A 21,073-nucleotide genomic window follows, 5' to 3' on the forward strand; every position below is an offset into this window, starting at 1 on the left:
CCAGAAATCCCAGCCGCAGCGCGCACCGGCGCTCTGTCATGCTACCTCTCACCTTTGTCATGGCGCGTCAACGAAAGCGCGCCAGCGATAAACCACGCAGCGTAAAACGCCGTAAAGATGCGTAAATTATCAATCAAATATTTTGAATAAATTACTCAGCATTATCAGATTTTCAATCGGCCAAGATGCTTTATTATTCACCACATCGGAAGCGAATGGCTTCCTTCCTAAATAAACATACTGGAGTCACCTATGAAAACCATCAAATATTTTGCAGCCGCTGCCGCTATCGCACTGACCTCTTTCGCCACTTTCGCCGCTGAGCCGATCAGCAGCCAGCAGGCCGATAGCCTGACCGCCACCGGCGTCGTTTCCGCAGGTCATGCGACCACCCTCAGCAGCCTGGAGAAAAAACTGGCCGCTAAAGCGGATGCCCAGGGCGCCAGCAGCTACCGCATCATCTCCGCCGGTGGTAACAACATGCTGAGCGGCACCGCGGTCATCTACAAATAATGTTTCCGGTACAGGGCCCGCTCGCTCGGGCCCTGCCTCTGTTTCCCGCCTGAAAAAACCGCATCTTGCTCGCCTTACACTGTTACAAAAATATTAAATTTTTATTACACACTAGACACCCGATCGCCAGTGGCTTAGCTTGAAGGCATCTTCCTGCAGAAAGGCTTTCAAAATGAGCGAGATATCGACACTTACCATTAAAATTCCTCTGGCACTGAAGGAAAAAATCCGCGCCGCCGCCGCTGAAAACGAGTTTTCATTGAGCGTGGAAGTGTGCCAGCGCCTGGAAAGCAGCTTCAGCGCCCCCGCCGCCAAGGCAGAAAAACCGACCAAAAAGGCGGATGAGCTGCACCACGGCGAGATCGACAATCAAAGCACTGAAGAAGAGATTGAACAGCCGCTGAGCCAGAAAGAGCTGAAGAAACTGCGTCAGCTGTTGAAAACCGGCGCCAAAGGCGGCAAGAAAAAGTAAGCGATGAACGTAGAAAAACGGGGCGATGAATCGCCCCGTTTTATTTTGTCGCGCCGCCGCGTTATTGTCCGTCCAGACCGCGGATCGGTTTGACCGATGACCAGGCGCGGCACGACGGACAATGCCAATAGAGCGAGTGTGCGGTAAATCCGCACTTGTGGCAGCGGTAACGCGGCTTGGTGCGAATTTGCTCGCCGACCATATCGCGCAACAACAGCAGACTCTCTTTCGCACGGCCGTCTTCGGCGTCCGCCAGGTGATAATCCATCAACCGATAAAACACCCGCATAGTAGGATGACGCTGTAGCTGACGGTTGATATAGACCTGCACCACGTCGCGCCCTTCGTGCTGCTCGATGATCTCGGCCAACATCAGATCGGCGGTAGCGCCGGTGTTTTCTTCTACGCAGCGCTTAAGGAATTCAGCCCAGTTGTGCTGTTGTTCCGGCAGATGCGTGTAGCATTCCTGCAGCATCGGCAGCGTTTCGCTGACCAATTCTTTGTCCTGGCTCAGTACGCGCTGCAGCGACTCTGCCGCTTTGGCGTAGTCGTTTTGCGCCATGTAGATGCGCCCGAACATGATAGATACTCGTGCACACTGTTTATCGGCCGCGTCCGCACGCTTAAGTAAGCTCATCGCCCGATCGAGATCGTCACTGCCCATCGCCTGCAATGCCAGCTCACAGTAGAAATGCGCAATCTCGACGCGCTGTTTCTCTTTGCCCAGCTTGACCAGCTTTTCCGCCACGTCGATGGCTTTCTGCCAATCGCTGGTGGCCTGATGGATCACCAGCAACTGCTGCAGCGCCGATACGCGGAAATCCGCTTCGTCAGTCAACTGGCTGAACATGTCTTCCGCGCGATCGTACAGCCCGGCCGCCATATAGTCGCGGCCCAGCTGCTGTACCGCCAGCAGGCGCTGTTCGAAGGTCAGGGAAGCGCTTTCCATCAAAGCCTGATGGATGCGGATGGCGCGGTCGACTTCACCGCGCGAACGGAACAGGTTACCCAGCGTCAGGTGGGCTTCAACGGTGTTGCTGTCCTCTTTCAACATATCGAGGAACAGATCAACCGCCTTGTCCTGCTGGTTGGAAAGCAGAAAGTTCACCCCTGCCACGTATTCGCGCGACAGGCGGTTGGCTTCTTGCTGTTTATCCTGCTGAGCGCTTCTGCGCCCCATGTACCAACCGTACGCGGCAGCCACGGGCAGCAACAGAAACAGCAGTTCTAACATAGAGGGTTATTCCTTGCTGACAACGGCCTGAGCCGCCGGTTCAGCGGGCTGCTCAAGCTGCAGCTCCAGCCTTTTGATCTTGCGCTCGGCGCGGCCCAGCGCAATGCGCGTGCGCAGGTAGAACAAGCCGCAAATGATCCAGCCGAGAACGAAGCCGGCGCCAAACAGCGTGGCCAACAGGGTCGATACGCGATAATCGCCCTGCGCAACCAGATAGTTAAAATTGACCACCTGATCGTTATGCGCACCCAAAGTGACGGAAATCACGAAGATCACCAGAACCAACAAAAAAATCAGCAAATATTTCACATTCTTTCCCGCGATGCCGAGTGAATCGGATGAACGATGCCAAAACGTGGCGTCCCTAACCCTTAAGTTAGCATTTCCCGCTGCGGCAGGGAAACCCTGCGGCACGATAAAACCACATATCTGCTGGCATATTCGGCAGTAAACGGCTTTAGCGAACAAATTGATGAGAAAGCTTCTCAAAACGTCGAATTTATAAGGATATGGGGGCAACCGCGTGGATTGCAATGGCGGGAAAATGTAAGCGATTGATGCGGCGCCGATCCGACGCCGCTTTGTTTGTGACGCGGTCACATAACGTTCATTTCTCCGGCTTGCGCGCCGCGATTTCCTGCTGCTCTTGCGGCGGCGGCGTCAGCGGACCGAACCAACGCTGCGCCAGCCAGCAGGTGATCACCACCAGCAACCAACTGATCAACGTGGCCATTGCCAGATCGCGCGGCCAGTGCATGCCCAGCAGCAGACGGCTGCCCATCACACCCGTTGCCCACACCATCAGCAGCGCAACAGTTTTATAATGGCGGCGCGGCCACAGCAGCCCTACGCCCAACAGTGCCCAGGTGGCGGCGAACATCGTATGCCCCGACGGGAAAGCGAAGCCGGTTTCAAACTGCCAGTGCTTACGCAGCCAGTTCGGCACCAGCGTCTGGTCTTGCAACTGCTCGCGCACCAGCGCGCTGCGCTCTTTGCGGTGCAGCGAATAGAAATATTTTCCGTCCACACCGTGGGTTTGCTCGAGCCATACCACAAACGGTCGCGGTTCTTGCACCCGATCCTTGATCAACGATTTGACCCCCTGCCCAATCACCAACGCGGCGGAAAGCAGGATTGCCAGACCGATGGCCGCCTTCAACCGAAAGCGCAGGCACCACAAAAACCAGCCGCAAAGGATAGCGCTGGTCAGAATACCCCACGGCGAGGTCACGGTTTCGGTCACCCAGTACAGCGCTTTGAGCAGCCGATCATTGCCGCCAGGCTGCCAGTGCCAGCCGGATGCCCATACTATCAGCGGCATCAACAGCAGCAGCAGCGCGCCGCCCGCCGTACGCTTCGCTATCTCATACATTCCCGTTTTCCTCTGCGTGAATCAGTCTGCAGTGTAACAAGAGTGCAATATTGATAACACGCGAAAAATTAAACAGATAGGCAACCTATCGCAATAATAGGTGGTCAGAAAACGTCATCTGCTGGTTTGCTGAGCACCGCCCGGCAAGAAGTTGTGGCAAAATAGCCGATAATTAACGAAATAGAGATCGGCGTAGCACGTTTTAGTCTTGGTCAATTCACTGAACCGGACTTAGGATGCGCGACAATGATTGAATCGTAGGTTTTTGTGGAGAATGACATGCAGCTTAAACGGGTGGCAGAGGCTAAACTGCCGACACCTTGGGGCGATTTCCTGATGGTAGGATTCGAAGAACTGGCGACCGGGCATGACCATCTGGCACTGGTATTCGGTGATATTTCCGGCGAAGTGCCGGTACTCGCACGCGTGCATTCCGAATGTCTGACCGGTGACGCCTTATTCAGCCTGCGCTGCGACTGCGGTTTTCAACTCGAAGCCGCACTGGAACAGATCGCCGAAGAAGGCCGCGGCATCCTGCTTTATCATCGCCAGGAGGGCCGCAATATCGGCCTGTTGAACAAGATCCGCGCCTATGCGCTGCAGGATAAGGGCGCAGACACCGTGGAAGCCAACCATCAGCTCGGCTTCGCCGCCGACGAGCGCGACTTCACCCTGTGCGCCGATATGTTCAAACTGCTGGGCGTCGACGCGGTGCGATTGCTGACCAACAACCCGAAAAAGGTCGAGATCCTGACCGAAGCCGGTATCAATATCAGCGAGCGCGTGCCGCTGATCGTCGGCCGCAATCCGAAGAACGAACGCTATCTGGCCACCAAGGCCGCCAAAATGGGCCATTTGCTCGACCAGAAGTGATCGCTACCGCGGTGGAAACAATCAGGGCGCCTCGCGGCGCCCTTTTTATTGCTTAATTACAGCATTTTCCTGATCACATAGTGCAGGATACCGTCGTTTTCGTAGTAGGTCAGCTCATTGCCGGTATCGATGCGGCAACGGGTGTCGACCACTTCCTTGCGCCCGTCGGCATAGGTGATATGCACCGGCACCGTCTGGCCCGGCTGCAGCTGCTGCAGGCCACCAACGCTGATCTGCTCATCCCCGGTCAGCCCCAGCGTTTTGCGAGTCACCCCCTGCGGGAACTCCAGCGGCAAAATCCCCATGCCAATCAGGTTGGAGCGGTGAATGCGCTCGAAGGATTCGGCTATCACCACCCGCACGCCCAGCAGGCGCGGCCCCTTCGCCGCCCAGTCGCGACTGGAGCCGGAACCGTACTCTTTACCGGCGATCACCGCCAGCGGCACTTTCTCCTGCTGGTACTGCATGGCGGCGTCGTAGATAGACAGCTGCTGTTGCGACGGAATATGGCGGGTATAGCCGCCTTCGACGCCCGGCACCATTTCGTTGCGAATGCGGATGTTGGCGAAGGTGCCGCGCATCATCACTTCGTGGTTGCCGCGGCGTGAACCGTAGGAGTTAAAATCCTGCGGCGCCACGCCGTGCTCGCTCAGATAACGCCCCGCCGGGCTGTCGCGCTTGATGTTACCCGCCGGCGAGATGTGGTCGGTGGTCACCGAGTCGGCCAGAATCGCCAGAATGCGCGCGTCCTTGATGTCCTGCACCGGATCCGGCTTCACCTTCATGGTGCTGAAGAACGGAGGATGGCGGATATAGGTAGAATCCTCCTGCCATTGATAGGTCGCCGAACCGGTCACCTGGATCGCCTGCCAGTTGGCGTCGCCGTCGAACACTTCACCATATTCCTTGTGGAACATCTCGGTGCGCACTTCTTCCACCGCCTGAGCGATGTCCTGGCTGCTCGGCCAGATGTCCTTTAAATAGACCGGCTGACCGTCATTACCCTCGCCCAGCGGCTCTTTGGTCAGATCGATCTTCATGCTGCCCGCCAGCGCATAAGCCACTACCAGCGGCGGCGAGGCCAGCCAGTTGGTTTTCACCAGCGGGTGGATGCGCCCTTCGAAGTTACGGTTGCCCGACAGCACCGCGCCCACGGTCAGATCGCCCTCTTTGATCGCCTGCTCGATGGGATCCGGCAGCGGCCCGGAGTTGCCGATACAGGTGGTACAGCCATATCCCACCAGGTTGAACCCCAGTTCTTCCAGATAGGCGGTGAGTTTGGCACTGTCAAAGTAGTCGGTCACCACTTTGGAACCCGGCGCCAGCGAGGTTTTTACCCAGGGTTTGCTGCGTAGCCCTTTCTTGACGGCGTTTTTCGCCAGCAGGCCGGCCGCCATCATGACGCTCGGGTTGGAGGTGTTGGTGCAAGAGGTGATCGCCGCGATCACTACCGCGCCGTCGCGCAGTTCGTGCTGCTGCCCGTCCAGCGTGAAGGTTTTGCTGTCGGTATTGGCCTTGTGTCCCCCGATATCCAGCTCGGTGGCGGCCTTGAACGCCTGCGGCACATTCGGCAGCGCAACGCGATCCTGCGGGCGCTTTGGCCCGGCGAGGCTGGCTTCCACGGTTGACATGTCCAGCGCCAGCGAGCTGGTGAAGACCGGTTCATCACCCGGGTTGCGCCACATGCCCTGCGCTTTGGCGTAGGCTTCCACCAGCGCGATTTGTTCGGCGCTGCGGCCGCTGAGCTTCATATAGCCGAGCGTAACGTCATCCACCGGGAAGAAACCGCAGGTGGCGCCGAACTCCGGCGACATATTGGCGATGGTTGCCCGGTCCGCCAGCGGCAGATCGGCCAGCCCATCGCCGTAAAACTCGACGAACTTGCCGACCACGCCATGCTTACGCAGCATTTGAGTCACCGTCAGCACCAGGTCGGTGGCGGTAATGCCCTCACGGAGCTTGCCGGTCAGCTTAAAGCCGACCACGTCCGGGATCAGCATCGACACCGGCTGGCCCAGCATCGCCGCTTCCGCTTCGATACCGCCGACGCCCCAGCCGAGAATGCCCAGGCCGTTGATCATGGTGGTGTGGGAATCGGTGCCCACCAGCGTATCCGGATAAGCCACGCGGCGGCCGCTTTCGTCGCTGTGCCAGACCGTTTGGCCGAGGTATTCGAGGTTGACCTGGTGGCAGATGCCGGTGCCCGGTGGCACCACGCGGAAGCGGTTGAAGGCTTTCTGCCCCCAGCGCAGGAAGGTGTAGCGCTCGTGGTTGCGCTGCATTTCGATACGCACGTTGTCTTCGAAGGCGTTATCGTCGCCAAATTCATCGACGGTAACCGAGTGGTCAATCACCAGATCCACCGGCGACAGCGGATTCACCTGGTCGACGTTGCCGCCCAGTCGCCGTACCGCTTCGCGCATCGCGGCCAGATCTACCACCGCCGGAACGCCGGTAAAATCCTGCATCAGCACGCGCGCCGGACGATAGGCGATCTCACGGTCAGCATGGCCGGTTTGCAGCCAGGCGACGATGGCCTTGAGGTCGTCAACCTGCACGGTATCGCCATCCACATGGCGCAGCAGGTTCTCCAACAGCACTTTCATTGATTTCGGCAACCGGTCGATATCACCCAGCTGCTTCGCCGCCAGCGGCAGACTGTAGTAGTAATATTCGCTATTCAGCGCAACCAGCTTATCCAGACTTGTTTCACGAAGATCGGACGACATAGCTCCTCCATTTCTTATTGTGACTAAAACAGGGTAATCAGTGAGGTCTTGTTTAAAGATACCACAAAGATAAGTTAACGTTTTGATAACAACACGATTTGATCACAACGATAGGTGGGAACAATCAGCCGAAAGGAAGTGCGAGCCCAGCCAAGGGGTTAGGCAATACGCCAACAAAAACGCCGCAACGATGCGGCGCTTTGGCAGGGAAAGGTTAGCTACAACAGCTCAGCGGGGAAATCCATCTCCACAACCGCCAGCTGATTCTTACGCCCCTTCTTTACCTTGATGTCCATCCCTTTGCGCAGTAGATGCATCTGGCCTGGTTGAACCAGGGCCTTGGCAGTGTGGAGTCGGGTGTCGCCCGGGAGATAAAAATCAACGTCAAAGAAAAAGTCATTGCCATATCGAGTGTTGGTTTGCCGACAGGATTCGAGGTGTGAGGCGATAATTTCACCTTGCCAGCTGTCCTTGTTGAGATAGTTTTTAACTGCAGACATCTCGGTCGAGTTACCGCCGTTGTTTTTAAAAATACAGTAAAAGAAAATGCCCATCACGACAGGGGTGGCGATCCCCGCATACAGGAAGTACTTCGACATATCAGCCAGAGACATAAGCGTGCTGCTCCATTTTATGTAATTATAAACAATGAGTTATTCGTTACATTCAGCGTTCTGTTGCTGATATTGGTCACCTCGACATTCACCACCACCCCGTTCGTTTCCGTTTTGAACGCCGTCTTTGAAAACTCTTTCAGCTTATAAGAATTGGATAGCCCCGTCAGGCCGTTGGACACGCCAACGATGCTGCTGGCTATCGCCGATGCCGATACGCTATTACCGGTAATGCTTTCACTGAAGGCAGTCACGGTCAGGCTGTGCAGCTTGGGATTGAACACGGACTCCGGCGCTTCGAGGTTGATCTTTTCGCCGCTGACAATTTTGATCTGATGCGGGCTGTAAATCGTAATGGTTCCCGCGTTGACGTTTTGCGTCCAGTCGCCGCTATTGATATTGGTGGTAACGCCGTCTTTGATCGTTTCGTTGACGCCGCCCTTGATCTCGCTGGTAACGCCCCCCGTGATGTTCTCTTTATGGCCGCCAGCGCCGATCGTAACGTCCCGCCCTTTATCCAGGGTCTCAGTCAGTTTGCCGGAGACATGGTGGCTTTCATTCCCGTCGATATCGCTGGTACGGTCGCCTTTGATCGTTACCTTGTCACCGCCGTCCTTAATGTCGAACGTCCGCCCTGCCTTGATCTCCGTAGCGACACCGCCATTAAAATAGCCGGTTTCTTTTTTATCCACCGTGGTGGTGCGCTGGCTCTTGTAATGGAAGGTGGCATTGCCCGTCACTTCGTCTTGCTGTTGCTTGAGGATAGTTGTCGACCGGTTACCGTCAATATTGACCTGCTGGTCATTTTCCACCGAAACCTTCATATCCTTTTCGGAGTGCAGTTCCACGGCCTCGCTGCCCACCTTATCTTCGAAAAACAGATAGCTGGCATTGTCCCGGCTTCCGTCCTTACTGCGAGTCATAAAGCCCATTTGCGTAGCCGCCGCCGGCAACACCCACGGCGGCATGCTCGCTTCATTGTAGACGCGCCCGGTGACAATCGGCCGATCCGGATCGCCATTGATAAAGTCCACCACCACTTCATCACCGACGCGCGGTATTTGTACCGAACCGAACCCTTGCCCCGCCCAGGCACTCGAGACCCTCACCCAGCACGAACTGGTATCATCCCCTTTGGCGCGGCGATCCCAGTGAAACTTCACTTTTATCCGGCCGTATTTGTCCGTCCAGATATTCTCGCCGACGGGCCCCACCACCTTGGCCGTTTGCGGGCCATAGGTGCGCGGCCACGGCGTCACCGTCAGCGGACGAAAGACGGTAGCAGCCGGGATAACCGTAAAGTCGATGCGATGAATCGTCTCTCCTTCTTCGCCGCTGGCGTAGCGGTTCTCGGAGAACGTGTAATCGGCGGCCGTCGTCAGGTATTCGCCGTTATCGCTGAAAAACGGGGCGTTGATCAGGGTAAAGGTATAGCCCGGCGCGATTCCGATCGCCGTTGCTGTGCCGTGTACCTGCTGATGTTCCACCTGCCAGCGTTCCTGGCGCACGCGTGCGTAGAATTCTCCATCGGCGTGCTCGACATAGCGGCCCGGCCAATCGTAGACGTCGATGCTGCCCGGCATCGGCGAGGCCGGGTTTTGGCGAGCCTGGAACAGCCAGGCGTTCGGTTTGCGAAAGTCATAGTCGTCCAAACCGTAAATGCCCGGCGTTACGCTGTCTTCCGGTGCCCATTGGCCGATGCCCTGCTCGAGGGTGCTGCCGCCAGACGGAGTCTGATGGTAAGGAATCGTCTCGTAGCCGCTAAACGGCTGATACTGCCCTGCCGCATCCGTCAGCACCAGCGTGTGGCGGCCCGCCTCATGGCGAAAATGGTAAACAATACCCTCCAGCTCCATGAGGCGGCTGATAAAATCGAGACTGCTCTCCTGATACTGAACACAGTAATCCCACACCCGATAGCGACCGGTGAGTTTATCCTCTACGTTCACCTGATATTCGCTGAGCAAAGCATGCACCGTTTGCGGCACCGTCTGCCCCTGGAAGATGCGCAGATTGCGATCCCGCTTCATCGGCCATAGATCCGATTCCACCGTCAGCGTATACACAGCATAACGCGTGCCACTTAACTCGACGGCACTGACGGCAACGCGGGTCACTTTCCCATTGATATGGCGATCCGCAGACAGCAGCCCCGTCGGTAGATTCACCGTGACCGGTTGTCCCAACAGCTCGCTGCGATTAATGCGGGCATCCCGGCCCAGCAAGGTCAGCGTAAGCGCAAACGGCTCGGACAAGGCCTCACGGCCCGCCAGCTTCCAAAAAAGCAGGCCCTCAACGGGCAATTGGACAGAGATACGGCTGGTCATGAGATAAGCGGCTCCGGTGGTAATTGGTTAGCATTACTTTAACTTCCGAGAGAAAAAAAACTCTTTGCCAGAACAAAAACACTTTGTTTTCAGATGATTCCTAACAAGGAAGACATAAGCTGTCTTAAGGCAGAATGGGCGTTATTCAGAAACTTAGTGGAAATGACAGAGGGAGTCGGTCTGACGTTAAAGCGCCATTACGCGTTCCCCCAACCAAGATTGGATTAGCGCAGCTTGCGAATGGGGTGTGTTATGGCGCAGGGTTTTACGCATAAAAAACCCGGAGAGGCGCAGGCCTGTCCGGGTGTTGTTTGATGTCGTCAACGCTGGCGGCTATTTAATCGGCAGCTTGATGTCCTTGAACATCGCTTCAATCTCTTCGTTGGAACGCAACGCCACCGCGCTGTCGACCACGTCGCGCGTCAGGTGCGGCGCGAAGCGCTGAATAAAGTCGTACATGTAGCTGCGCAGGAAGGTGCTGCGGCGGAAGCCGATCTTGGTGGTGCTGTAGGTGAAGATATCGCGCGCATCCACCGTCACCAGATCCGGATCCTGCACTGGATCCACCGCCATGCTGGCGATCACCCCCACCCCCAGTCCCAGACGCACATAGGTTTTGATCACGTCGGCGTCGGTGGCGGTAAAGACGATGCGCGGCGTCAGGCCGGCGCGGTTGAAGGCGGTGTCCAGCTCCGAGCGGCCGGTAAAGCCGAAGGTGTAAGTGACGATCGGGTAAGCCGCCAGTTCTTCAATGCTGATGCTGCTTTTCCCCGCCAAAGGATGATCGGGCTTCACCACCACCGCACGGTTCCAGTGGTAGCACGGCAGCATGATGAGATCGTCGTACAGGTGCAGCGCTTCGGTGGCGATGGCGAAATCGGCGGTGCCCTTGGAGACCGCTTCGGCGATCTGCGTCGGCGACCCCTGGTGCATGTGCAGCGAGACGCGCGGGTAACGCTCGATAAAGCCCTTAATCACGTTGGGCAAGGCGTAGCGAGCCTGCGTATGCGTGGTGGCGACGTACAGCGAGCCTTTGTCCGGGTAGGTGTGTTCACCGGCAACGGCTTTGATGGCGTCCACTTTGGACAATACTTCACGCGCGATGCGAATGATTTCCTGGCCGGCGGGGGTGACCTGGGTCAGGTGCTTGCCGCTACGGGCGAAAATCTGGATGCCCAGCTCATCTTCGAGCATGCGCACCTGTTTACTGATGCCGGGTTGCGAGGTATAGAGCCCTTCTGCCGTCGAGGAGACATTCAGGTTGTGGTTAACCACTTCCACAATGTAACGAAGCTGCTGCAATTTCATATCTTATACCATCCTAGGTTAAACACTGCGGCTTACCCGCAGCCAGGTATATCGGTGTCGCCCCGGTATGCTGAAACTCACAAGCCATAAACACCGTGTTCTACCCTGATGGTGAAGAAAGCGCCGTTGTTAATAAGCTTTAATAATAAAAAAACTTTTTATATAACCACTATACCACGTTGCAGCTTCAAGTATAGATCCGCGTCACACTATGATAACGATTATTTTGCATGGGTATCAACGTGAAACGGCGGTGTCGGAGGGATAAAAGCAGCAAAGGATAGATCCGTTTGCCCCTTTTCACCAATAAAAAACCAGCCGCCAGGGCTGGTTTTTCATCTTGCAGGCAGGACATCGGCCTTACTTCTTGCCTTCGACCCACTTGCCGTCCACGTAGAACGCGGACCAACCGGTCGCCTTGCCGTCTTTTTCAGAGGAGACGTACTGCTGCTTGGTTTTACGGCTGAAACGCACCAGCGTTTTATTGCCTTCGGCATCCGCGACCGGCGCATCGGCCAGATAACGCAGTTTCTCCGGCAGACGATCCTTGAAGCGAGCCAGCTCTTCCACCAGCGGCGCACGGGTTTCGCGCGATTTAGGGAAGGTATTGGCCGCCAGGAACACGCCGGCAGCGCCGTCACGCAGCACGAAATAGGCGTCGGACTTCTCGCACGGCAGCTCTGGCAACGGTACCGGATCTTCCTTCGGCGGCGCGACATCGCCGTTACGCAGGATCTTACGGGTGTTTTTGCAGTTCTCGTTGGTGCAGCCCATGTACTTGCCGAAGCGCCCCATTTTCAGGTGCATTTCCGAGCCGCATTTGTCGCACTCCACCACCGGGCCGTCATAGCCTTTCAGACGGAACTCGCCCTCTTCGATCTCATAACCGTCACACGCCGGGTTGTTACCGCAGACGTGCAGCTTACGCTGGTTGTCGATCAGATAGCTGTCCATCGCCGTACCGCATTTCTGGCAGCGGCGGCGTGCGCGCAGCGCGTTGGTTTCCGCGTCGTCGCCTTCGAGGATGTTGAGCACTTCCGCTTCAGGCACCAGGTTGATGGTGGTTTTGCAACGCTCCTTCGGCGGCAGCGCGTAGCCGGAACAGCCGAGGAACACACCGGTGCTGGCGGTACGGATGCCCATCTTGCGGCCGCAGGTCGGGCAGTCAATGCTGGTCATCACCATCTGGTTAGGCCGCATGCCGCCTTCTTCCGGATCCTTCTCCGCCGTTTCCAGCTGCTCGCTGAAGTCGACGAAGAATTCGTCCAACACCGCTTTCCACTCGGCCTGGTTGTTGGCGACCTCATCAAGGCCGTCTTCCATGCGCGCGGTGAAGTCATAGTTCATCAGCTCGCGGAAGTTCTCTTCCAGGCGATCGGTAACGATCTCGCCCATTTTCTCGGCATAGAAGCGGCGGCTTTCCACCCGCACATAACCGCGATCCTGAATGGTCGAGATGATGGAGGCGTAGGTGGACGGACGGCCGATACCGCGTTTTTCCAGCTCTTTCACCAGTGAGGCTTCGCTGTAGCGCGCCGGCGGCTTGGTGAAGTGCTGGCTTGGGATCAGTTTCTGCAGATCAAGTTCGCTGCCGATTTCGACGTATGGCAGAGTGCGATCTTCATCGCCCTTGCGCAGCGCCGGCATCACCTTGGTCCAGCCGTCAAAGCGCAGCGTACGGCCCTTGGCGCGCAGTTGATAATCGCCGGCTTTCACCGTCAGCGTGGTGGAATCGTATTGCGCCGGTGTCATCTGGCAGGCAACGAACTGGCGCCAGATCAGCTGATACAGCTTCTGCGCGTCCGCCTCCATGTCTTTCAACTGCTCGGCGAGCACGTTCACGTCCGAAGGACGGATCGCTTCGTGCGCTTCCTGCGAATTCTCTTTGCTGCTGTACTGATTCGGCGCCTTCGGCAGGTATTTGTCGCCGAAGTTGTCGCCGATGTAGCCACGCACCATGTTGAGCGCATCCTGGCTCAGGTTGGTGGAATCGGTACGCATATAGGTGATGTGGCCGGCTTCATACAGCCGTTGCGCCATCATCATGGTTTTCTTCACGCCGAAGCTCAGGCGGGTACTGGCGGCCTGTTGCAGCGTGGAGGTAATGAAAGGCGCGCCCGGCTTGCTGCTGGTCGGTTTGTCTTCGCGATCCAGCACCGTATAACGGGCTTTTTCCAGCAGCTTGACCGCGGCGTGAGTCTGCTCGCGGTTGACCGGCTTGAACGGTTTGTCGTGCGCATGGGTCACTTCCATCTGCAGCGCGGTTTCACCCTTCGCCAGCAGATCGGCATGCAGTTCCCAGTACTCTTCCGGCACGAACGCCTTGATGTCTCGTTCGCGCTCAACCACCAGACGCACCGCCACCGACTGCACGCGGCCGGCGGACAGGCCGCGGGCGATTTTCTTCCACAGCAGCGGCGAGACCATATAGCCCACCACGCGGTCCATAAACCGGCGTGCCTGCTGCGCGTTGACGCGGTCAATGTTCAGCTCGCCCGGCTGTTTGAACGCCTGTTGGATTGCGTTTTTGGTGATTTCGTTAAACACCACGCGGCTAAAGCGTTTGTCATCCCCACCGATCACTTCCCGCAGGTGCCAGGCGATGGCTTCCCCTTCGCGGTCAAGGTCGGTTGCGAGATAAATGTGGTCGGCGTTTTCCGCCAACGATTTTAACTCGGCGACCACTTTTTCTTTACCCGGCAGGATTTCATAATGCGCTTTCCAGCCGTGGTAAGGGTCGACGCCCATGCGATTTACCAGCGCCGCCTTCTCATCTTTTTTAACTTTTTTCTTGGCTTTGTCTTCGGTTGAGTCAGCGCTCTTTTTGCTGGCTGAGCCACTGGTCGGCAAATCACGGATATGACCGACGCTGGACTTCACCACGTAGTCACTTCCTAAATATTTATTAATAGTTTTGGCTTTTGCCGGGGACTCAACTATTACGAGAGCTTTACCCATATTTACCTTTACCTAATTTATTTCTTCTAAAAAGAAGTCTTTTATCTCGCCGTGCCGCGGCAATTCGTGTCTCTTTTTTTATATTGCGGCAGTCTGGCAAGAGATCAACAGATTTTTTTCTTTTGGTTGCCCAATTGCTCAACCTGAACGCAAGTTGTTGATCCTGCCTGCTATTCACCCATGCCCCAGAAGTATGGCTGTGTGAGTTTTATTCATGGCGTAAACAAAACCTTCCACCCGACGCCGCAAAATCCCACACTGTACCTGATAAAAAGCGTCACGCAACCTAATTAGCACGGAAAGGCAGATTTCGCCAACCGGCGGCCGCCCATGGCCATCCAGACGGCAAATAAACCTTAGTCGGTTTGCGGATAAAAGCGAACCGGCGTTAGAATATGCGCAGCGTTTTTTGTTTGGAGTCTAATAAATGCACAAGAATACTGCACCTATCGGCCGCGAGGCCCTACTGGCGGAAGCAAATAACATCATCCGCCAACACGAAGATTATCTGCACGGCATGATCGCCACCGACGTTGAACAAAAAAGCGGCGTTTTAGTTTTTCGAGGCGAATACTTTTTGGATGCCGACGGATTGCCCACCGCCAAAACCACCGCGGTATTTAATATGTTTAAACATTTGGCCCATCTGCTTTCGGAAAAATACCACCTGGTCGATTGAGTAAAGAAAACGGGGGCACCTGGCCCCCGTTGATTCCTGCTCTCATCGCCGTTACAACAACGGCTTTTCCCCACGCTGCCACCAGCGCAACAGCAAACGATCGACGCTTTCCGCCGCGCTGCCGGTGAAGCGATCCATCAGGCGTTTGCGGCGCGTGTAGCGCACGGCGATCACTTCGTGGTTATCCAACTCGGCGATCAGCAAATCGTCGCTGGTACCGATGGCGTCGATCAGCCCCTTTTCTTTGGCCTGAGAACCGAACCAGTGCTCACCGGTGGCGACGCTATCGATATCCAGCGACGGGCGCTGCTCATGCACGAAGCGCTTGAACAGTTCGTGGGTTTCGTTCAGATCTTCGCGAAACTTCTCGCGCCCTTGCTCGGTGTTTTCACCGAACAGCGTCAGCGTGCGTTTGAACTGCCCGGCGGTGTGCAGCTCCACGTCGATGTCATTCTTTTTCAGCAGGCGGTGGAAGTTCGGGATCTGCGCCACCACGCCGATGGAACCGATGATGGCGAACGGTGCCGCCACGATGCGATCCGCGACGCAGGCCATCATGTAGCCGCCGCTGGCCGCCACTTTATCCACCGCTACCGTCAGGCGAATGCCGCCCTTGCGCAGGCGCTCCAACTGCGAGGCCGCCAGGCCATAGCCATGCACCACCCCGCCAGGGCTTTCCAGGCGCAGCAGGACTTCATCCTGCGCCGACGCCACCGCCAGCACCGCCGAGATCTCTTCACGCAACGACGTCACCTCGTGCGCGTCCATGCTGCCTTTGAAATCCAGCACATACAGGCACGGCTTGGCCACTTCCACCGCGCCGGACTTGGCGCGCTGCTTCTTCAATTTGTCATCAGATTTGGTCTGCTTCTTGAACTGTTTCAGCCAGACCTTCTGCTCGGCGGCATCCATGCGCGCCAGGCGCATATCACGCTGCATCTCGCGATACTGTTCACCGAGATCGGTCAGCTGCAGCTCCCCTTTCTGGCGGTTCTTACGTTGCCCCAGGCTGACCGCCAATATGGCCAACGCGGCGATGGCGAGCATCACCGTGGCGACCTTGGCCAGAAACAGGCCATAAACAGATATAAACTCCACAGATTCCGCCTTTATTTACAGGTTGTTAGTATACTTCTTTCCATTCTAGCCAACCGCAGCGGCTGCTGTCGCGGCTAAATGAAAATTCATTGCGCACGGAGCATCACTATGGGGACGATTTACGGTCGAACCAAGCCGCCGCTGCCGCGCTTTTGTTACAAAAGAATGCCATTTCAGCCTGCTACGCATTGAAAATGCCCGCGGATTAAGGCATATAACACCCATTATTCATCAATACGATGAGACGGATTCGCTGCGCGGCCCGCAGACGGTCGAGCCTTTGCTCCCGCCCCGGCCGCGCGTTTCACCCTTGCTCCCCGATATTCGCGGGAGAACAGCCACCCAGGCGAGGATGTATCGTGCATTACCAACCCAAACAAGACCTGCTCGAACAACGTATCATTTTAGTTACCGGCGCCGGTGACGGCATCGGCCGTGAAGCGGCGCTGACCTACGCGCGCTTCGGTGCCCAACTGGTGCTGCTGGGCCGTACCGAGAGCAAACTGCTGGCGGTACAACAAGAAATTGCGGCCCAGGGCGGCGCCCCGGCCTTGGTGGTGACGCTGGACTTGCTGCACGCCACTCAGGAGCAATGCCGGCAGATAGCCGACGATCTGGCTAGCCAGATCCCCCGCCTTGACGGCGTGCTGCACAACGCCGGCCTGCTCGGCGACATCGCGCCGATGGCCGAGCTGTCGATGACCATGTGGCAAGAGGTGATGCAGGTTAACGTCAACGCCACCTTTATGCTGACCCAGGCACTATTGCCACTGCTGCTGAAATCCCACGCCGGTTCGCTGGTGTTCACCAGCTCCAGCGTCGGGCGTACCGGCCGCGCAGACTGGGGGGCCTATGCGGTGTCGAAGTTCGCCACCGAGGGCATGATGCAGGTATTGGCCGACGAGTACAAAACTCGCAATTTGCGGGTGAACTGCATCAATCCGGGTGGCACCCGCACCAAAATGCGCGCATCCGCCTTCCCACACGAAGACAAGAACAAACTGAAGACCCCCGCCGATATTATGCCGTTGTACCTGTATCTGATGGGCGAGGACAGCCGCCGCAAAACTGGCATGAGCTTCGACGCGCAGCCGAACCGTAAACCCGGCGCGGCCGAATAATAAGGAGCGTTTCATGGCGGAAGATCGTCATCAACAGCGCCAGCAGCGCCTGAAAGAACAGGTCGATGCGCGCATCGTCGCGGCGCAGGATACCCGCGGCCTGCTGCTGGTGTTTACCGGTAACGGCAAGGGTAAAACCACCGCCGCCTTCGGCACCGTCACCCGGGCGGTTGGCCACGGCATGCGCGCCGGGGTGATCCAGTTCATCAAGGGCGAATGGCCCAATGGCGAAAAGAATCTGCTACAGCAACACGGCGTTGAATTTCAGGTAATGGCCACCGGTTTCACCTGGGAGACGCAGAACAAGGCCGGCGACACCGCCGCCTGCCAGGCGGTGTGGCAGCACGGTAAACGCATGCTGGCCGACAGCAGCCTGGACCTGGTGCTGCTGGACGAAGTGACCTACATGCTGACCTACGGCTATCTGGAACTGGACGAGTTGAAGGAAGCGCTCCTACGGCGCCCTGTGCACCAAACGGTGATCCTGACCGGGCGCGGTTGCCATCGCGATCTATTGGAACTGGCTGATACGGTCACGGAGATGCGACCGGTGAAACACGCGTTCGACGCAGGCGTGAAGGCGCAACAAGGGATCGATTGGTAACAAAAAGTTCTGGCCCCGAACGGGGCCAGAATGAGGGATTAGCTGCGTTTGCTTGGCTTGCCCGGTTTACCCGGTTTGCTGCCAGGCGCGCTGCGGCGGCCGCTGCCGGCTACCTGCGAGTGGCGCTTGACCGCACGGCGGATCTGGTTAGCCTTCACGCGGCGGCGCTCACGCTCCACCGGCATTTTGCTGACCGTTTCCGGCTTCAGTTCCACCAGCTCGCGCAGGTAGTTGATCGCCGGCAGATCCAGTTCCGCCCAGCCGCCGCGCGGCAGGCCTTTCGGCAGATCGATGTCGCCGTAGCGCACGCGGATCAGGCGGCTCACCTGCACGCCCACCGCTTCCCACAGGCGACGCACTTCACGGTTGCGGCCTTCGGTCAGGGTCACGTTGTACCACTGGTTGAGGCCTTCACCGCCCTGGAAGCTGATAGTGCGGAAGGCGGCCGGGCCGTCTTCCAATTGCACGCCCTTGCTCAGCTGCTTCACTTTCGCATCGTCAACCTGGCCGAACACGCGTACCGCGTACTCACGTTCCACTTCACGGCTTGGATGCATCAGACGGTTGGCCAGTTCGCCATCGGTGGTGAACAGCAGCAGACCGGAGGTGTTGACGTCCAGTCGCCCTACCGCCACCCAGCGTGAACCGCGCAGCTTCGGCAAGCGATCGAACACCGTCGGGCGGCCTTCAGGATCGCTGCGGGTACACAGCTCGCCTTCCGGTTTGTAGTAAGCCAACACCCGGCAAACCACCTCTTCGGATTCTTTGATCGACAGGACATGGCCATCCAGACGAATTTTCATCGCCGGGGTCACTTCAACGCGGTCGCCCAGCTTGGCGACCTTGCCGTCGACGCTGACGCGCCCGGCTTCAATCATGGTTTCGATTTCACGACGCGAGCCATGCCCGGCGCGCGCTAATACTTTCTGTAACTTTTCGCTCATTGAGCAACCTCTAATGTCGCCTTCACAGGCGTCGGGGGGATACCGTCGTGGCCAACAGCCACAACGGTCATAATACGTTTATCAGGATCGAACCGTGTATTATACAGGCTTTCTAAGGTGTTGAAACCCACTTTATCGGCGGTGTCCCCCTTCAGACGGCGTTCACGGCGCCAAAAAATCCTCCACAGCCCACAGCACCGAGTCAGGCCGTTCCAGAATGCCGAGGTGAGTACGGGCCTCCCCGAGACGCACCACGGAGAAAAACGGCTGCTCGGCGGCAAAGGCCTGCTGTTGCCGCAGATAGTCGTCACGGCGATCCAACGAGTAGATGTGCCGGCACGGCGGCGGTGCGCTCATTCCCGCCAGGCGTTGCAGCGGTGAGCCGAATTGCCGATAGGCCTGTTCGATGGCCACGCCGGCGGCACGCCAGAGCCGGTAATCTTCCTGCGCCATCTCAACCTCCAGATGGCGTTTGACCCGATCGTGGCGGATGCCGCCCTGCCAGAAGTCGAACAAGGCGTCGCGCGCCGCCAGCCACTGCTGCGGCTCCTGCATGCGGCTCACCGCCGTAAAGAACGCCGGTTCCGGCTGCGTCATGATCCAGTCGAGAAACACCATGCCCTGCACCCTCTGCGGCAACGCTTCAGCCAACGCTACCGCCAGCCAGCTGGCGTGCGCCACCGACAGGGTGACCACGTTATCCAAACGCAGCGCCGTCAGCAGTTGGCGCACATCCTCCAGCAAATCGTCCGCCGTCAGCGACATCTCCGCGGCTTTCGACGACAGGCCATGGCCCCGCCAGTCGATGTTGATCACCCGATAACGTTCGGCCGCCAAAGCAATGAACGGCTCGAACACGGTTTTCGGTTCGCACCAGCCGGGCAACAGCACCAGCGTGAGCGGCCCTGAGCCGATATCCTGATAGTCGAGCATCATGTTGGCACTGTGAAATGCGGTCATATTACCTCCTGCGCGTCTCTCCCCGACCCGTTCGGGAAATACCGACGGGAATAAGGTGACAGCGCAGCAGGCATTGATCTATTGAAGTTCGTGCGGAATGCGCCCCGAGCGCATCTTATGAAAAAATGCGCACTAATTGGAACGGGAACTTAATGGCGCACGCAGGGATAGGCAGCGCTTAATGCCAGCATGATCACCGACGGAGCGGAATAATGCAGTTGCTCTGGGTGCTCGTTCAAATACTTCATCACCGCGTCGGCGGCGACGCCGATGCTCATCCCGGCAGCCGGACAGATATTGCGATTGCCCTGCATAGAATAGGTATCGAATACGCCGGCGACGTATCCCATAAACATGCCACCATTCAGCGCTTCGGCCACGGTGGCTTCACCGCTTTTATTTTTTACGTAACCGCCGGATTCCGCCAGCAAACCGCTGCCTGAATAAAAACCCGCATTTGCCATTGAGGAAAATAATAAGGCCGCTAAAAAAGAAACCTGTTTAATCATTGCTGCGCATCCTGCCCATTATCAATTCTGAAGTAATCAAGAATAGCGGCTTTCACGCGAAATAGCCTCGCTTCAGCCGATTTTCAGACAATGGGCAAGGTGGCAACCTTTTACATCAGCGGAAAGGCGCCGCGTCGCCCGCCCCTTCGCGCACCACTTCCGGCGTGGATTCGGTCAGATCGATAACCGTAGTCGGCTGTTGGCCGAGGAAGCCGCCGTGGATCACCAGATCGACCACCTTGCCCAAATGATCGCTGATCTCTTCCGGATCGGACTCAGCAAAATCATTGCCCGGCAGCATCAGGGTGGTGGACATCATCGGTTCGTTCAACGCCTCCAATAGCGCCAGCGCGATCGGGTTTGAGGGCACGCGCAGGCCGATAGTTTTACGCTTTTCATTCATCAGGCGGCGCGGCACTTCTTTGGTCGCCTTCAGAATGAACGTGTAGTGGCCCGGCGTATTGTTTTTGATCAGGCGGAAGGCCGTGTTATCGACGTGCGCATAGGTCGATAATTCGGACAGATCGCGGCACATCAGGGTAAAGTTGTGGTTGCCGTCCAGTTGACGGATGCGGCAAATGCGCTCCATCGCCGCCTTCTCTTCCAGCATGCAACCCAACGCATAGCCGGAATCGGTGGGATAAACGATCACTCCGCCCTTGCGTAGCACGTCGACCGCCTGGTTAATCAAACGCGGTTGCGGGTTGTCCGGATGAATATAAAAAAGCTGACTCATGACTTGCTCCTAAAATGATGCC

19 protein-coding genes are annotated in these 21,073 nt (G+C 57.2%); 6 read left to right on the top strand and 13 right to left on the bottom strand.

Annotated features, from left to right (window positions below):
- The first annotated feature begins 252 nt into the window (after window positions 1–252).
- The gene (gene bhsA / locus ACMGGW_RS11895; RefSeq protein ID WP_025303021.1) at window positions 253–513 is read left to right on the top strand and encodes a multiple stress resistance protein BhsA; all 261 of its coding nucleotides are present in this window, start codon (window positions 253–255) and stop codon (window positions 511–513) included.
- Between the two features lie 172 nt (window positions 514–685).
- Window positions 686–985: an Arc family DNA-binding protein gene (locus tag ACMGGW_RS11900; RefSeq protein ID WP_025303022.1), complete on the top strand. Its 300-nt coding sequence runs from the start codon at window positions 686–688 to the stop codon at window positions 983–985.
- A gap of 61 nt (window positions 986–1,046) precedes the next feature.
- Here the strand turns inward: ACMGGW_RS11900 and lapB are convergent, their stop codons facing one another.
- From lapB to pgpB, 3 genes are all read right to left on the bottom strand, one after another.
- Window positions 1,047–2,219: a lipopolysaccharide assembly protein LapB gene (gene lapB / locus ACMGGW_RS11905; RefSeq protein ID WP_025303023.1), complete on the bottom strand. Its 1,173-nt coding sequence runs from the start codon at window positions 2,217–2,219 to the stop codon at window positions 1,047–1,049.
- A 6-nt stretch (window positions 2,220–2,225) separates the two neighbouring features.
- Window positions 2,226–2,528, bottom strand: a complete 303-nt coding sequence (locus tag ACMGGW_RS11910) for a LapA family protein (protein WP_025303024.1) — start codon at window positions 2,526–2,528, stop codon at window positions 2,226–2,228.
- Between the two features lie 298 nt (window positions 2,529–2,826).
- Window positions 2,827–3,591: a phosphatidylglycerophosphatase B gene (gene pgpB / locus ACMGGW_RS11915; protein ID WP_148123496.1), complete on the bottom strand. Its 765-nt coding sequence runs from the start codon at window positions 3,589–3,591 to the stop codon at window positions 2,827–2,829.
- A 279-nt stretch (window positions 3,592–3,870) separates the two neighbouring features.
- Here pgpB and ribA point away from each other — a divergent pair, with 279 nt between their 5' ends.
- Window positions 3,871–4,464 (top strand): GTP cyclohydrolase II, encoded by a 594-nt coding sequence (gene ribA / locus ACMGGW_RS11920; protein ID WP_025303036.1) that lies wholly within the window; start codon window positions 3,871–3,873, stop codon window positions 4,462–4,464.
- A 56-nt stretch (window positions 4,465–4,520) separates the two neighbouring features.
- On the opposite strand, the gene acnA is transcribed toward ribA, so the two are convergent.
- The 5 genes from acnA to topA all read right to left on the bottom strand — a co-directional run bounded on the left by acnA (window position 4,521) and on the right by topA (window position 14,400).
- A complete protein-coding gene (gene acnA, locus ACMGGW_RS11925; RefSeq protein ID WP_127145975.1) occupies window positions 4,521–7,193 on the bottom strand; it encodes an aconitate hydratase AcnA in 2,673 nt (890 codons plus the stop codon).
- Window positions 7,194–7,411: 218 nt separating this feature from the next.
- Window positions 7,412–7,807 carry a hypothetical protein gene (locus tag ACMGGW_RS11930; RefSeq protein ID WP_043142513.1) on the bottom strand — a complete coding sequence of 132 codons (396 nt, stop codon included), beginning with the start codon at window positions 7,805–7,807 and terminating at the stop codon, window positions 7,412–7,414.
- A gap of 17 nt (window positions 7,808–7,824) precedes the next feature.
- The gene (locus ACMGGW_RS11935; protein ID WP_197832016.1) at window positions 7,825–10,134 is read right to left on the bottom strand and encodes a type VI secretion system tip protein TssI/VgrG; all 2,310 of its coding nucleotides are present in this window, start codon (window positions 10,132–10,134) and stop codon (window positions 7,825–7,827) included.
- Between the two features lie 333 nt (window positions 10,135–10,467).
- Window positions 10,468–11,442, bottom strand: coding sequence for an HTH-type transcriptional regulator CysB (cysB, locus tag ACMGGW_RS11940; RefSeq protein WP_004930690.1), 975 nt, complete (start codon window positions 11,440–11,442; stop codon window positions 10,468–10,470).
- 360 nt (window positions 11,443–11,802) lie between these two features.
- Window positions 11,803–14,400, bottom strand: a complete 2,598-nt coding sequence (topA, locus tag ACMGGW_RS11945) for a type I DNA topoisomerase (RefSeq protein WP_004930691.1) — start codon at window positions 14,398–14,400, stop codon at window positions 11,803–11,805.
- Between the two features lie 427 nt (window positions 14,401–14,827).
- Between topA and ACMGGW_RS11950 the strand changes: the two genes are divergently transcribed.
- Window positions 14,828–15,079 (top strand): YciN family protein, encoded by a 252-nt coding sequence (locus ACMGGW_RS11950; RefSeq protein WP_033650243.1) that lies wholly within the window; start codon window positions 14,828–14,830, stop codon window positions 15,077–15,079.
- Between the two features lie 51 nt (window positions 15,080–15,130).
- On the opposite strand, the gene sohB is transcribed toward ACMGGW_RS11950, so the two are convergent.
- Window positions 15,131–16,177, bottom strand: coding sequence for a protease SohB (sohB, locus tag ACMGGW_RS11955; RefSeq protein ID WP_197832017.1), 1,047 nt, complete (start codon window positions 16,175–16,177; stop codon window positions 15,131–15,133).
- A gap of 359 nt (window positions 16,178–16,536) precedes the next feature.
- Between sohB and ACMGGW_RS11960 the strand changes: the two genes are divergently transcribed.
- Together ACMGGW_RS11960 and cobO are read left to right on the top strand one after the other, a co-directional pair.
- Entirely contained in the window at window positions 16,537–17,298 is a 762-nt protein-coding gene (locus ACMGGW_RS11960; protein WP_025303040.1) for a YciK family oxidoreductase, read from the top strand.
- A 13-nt stretch (window positions 17,299–17,311) separates the two neighbouring features.
- Window positions 17,312–17,902, top strand: a complete 591-nt coding sequence (gene cobO / locus ACMGGW_RS11965; RefSeq protein ID WP_197832018.1) for a cob(I)yrinic acid a,c-diamide adenosyltransferase — start codon at window positions 17,312–17,314, stop codon at window positions 17,900–17,902.
- A gap of 38 nt (window positions 17,903–17,940) precedes the next feature.
- On the opposite strand, the gene rluB is transcribed toward cobO, so the two are convergent.
- The 4 genes from rluB to ACMGGW_RS11985 form a co-directional block, all read right to left on the bottom strand.
- Entirely contained in the window at window positions 17,941–18,846 is a 906-nt protein-coding gene (gene rluB, locus ACMGGW_RS11970) for a 23S rRNA pseudouridine(2605) synthase RluB (protein WP_025303042.1), read from the bottom strand.
- A gap of 162 nt (window positions 18,847–19,008) precedes the next feature.
- Window positions 19,009–19,806, bottom strand: coding sequence for an alpha/beta fold hydrolase (locus ACMGGW_RS11975; protein ID WP_049205501.1), 798 nt, complete (start codon window positions 19,804–19,806; stop codon window positions 19,009–19,011).
- Between the two features lie 149 nt (window positions 19,807–19,955).
- Entirely contained in the window at window positions 19,956–20,315 is a 360-nt protein-coding gene (locus ACMGGW_RS11980) for a Rap1a/Tai family immunity protein (protein WP_025303044.1), read from the bottom strand.
- Window positions 20,316–20,430: 115 nt separating this feature from the next.
- Window positions 20,431–21,051: an L-threonylcarbamoyladenylate synthase gene (locus ACMGGW_RS11985; protein ID WP_025303045.1), complete on the bottom strand. Its 621-nt coding sequence runs from the start codon at window positions 21,049–21,051 to the stop codon at window positions 20,431–20,433.
- Window positions 21,052–21,073 lie beyond the last annotated feature (22 nt).

Source organism: Serratia sp. BNK-4, assembly GCF_048685115.1.
Lineage (GTDB): Bacteria > Pseudomonadota > Gammaproteobacteria > Enterobacterales > Enterobacteriaceae > Serratia > Serratia bockelmannii.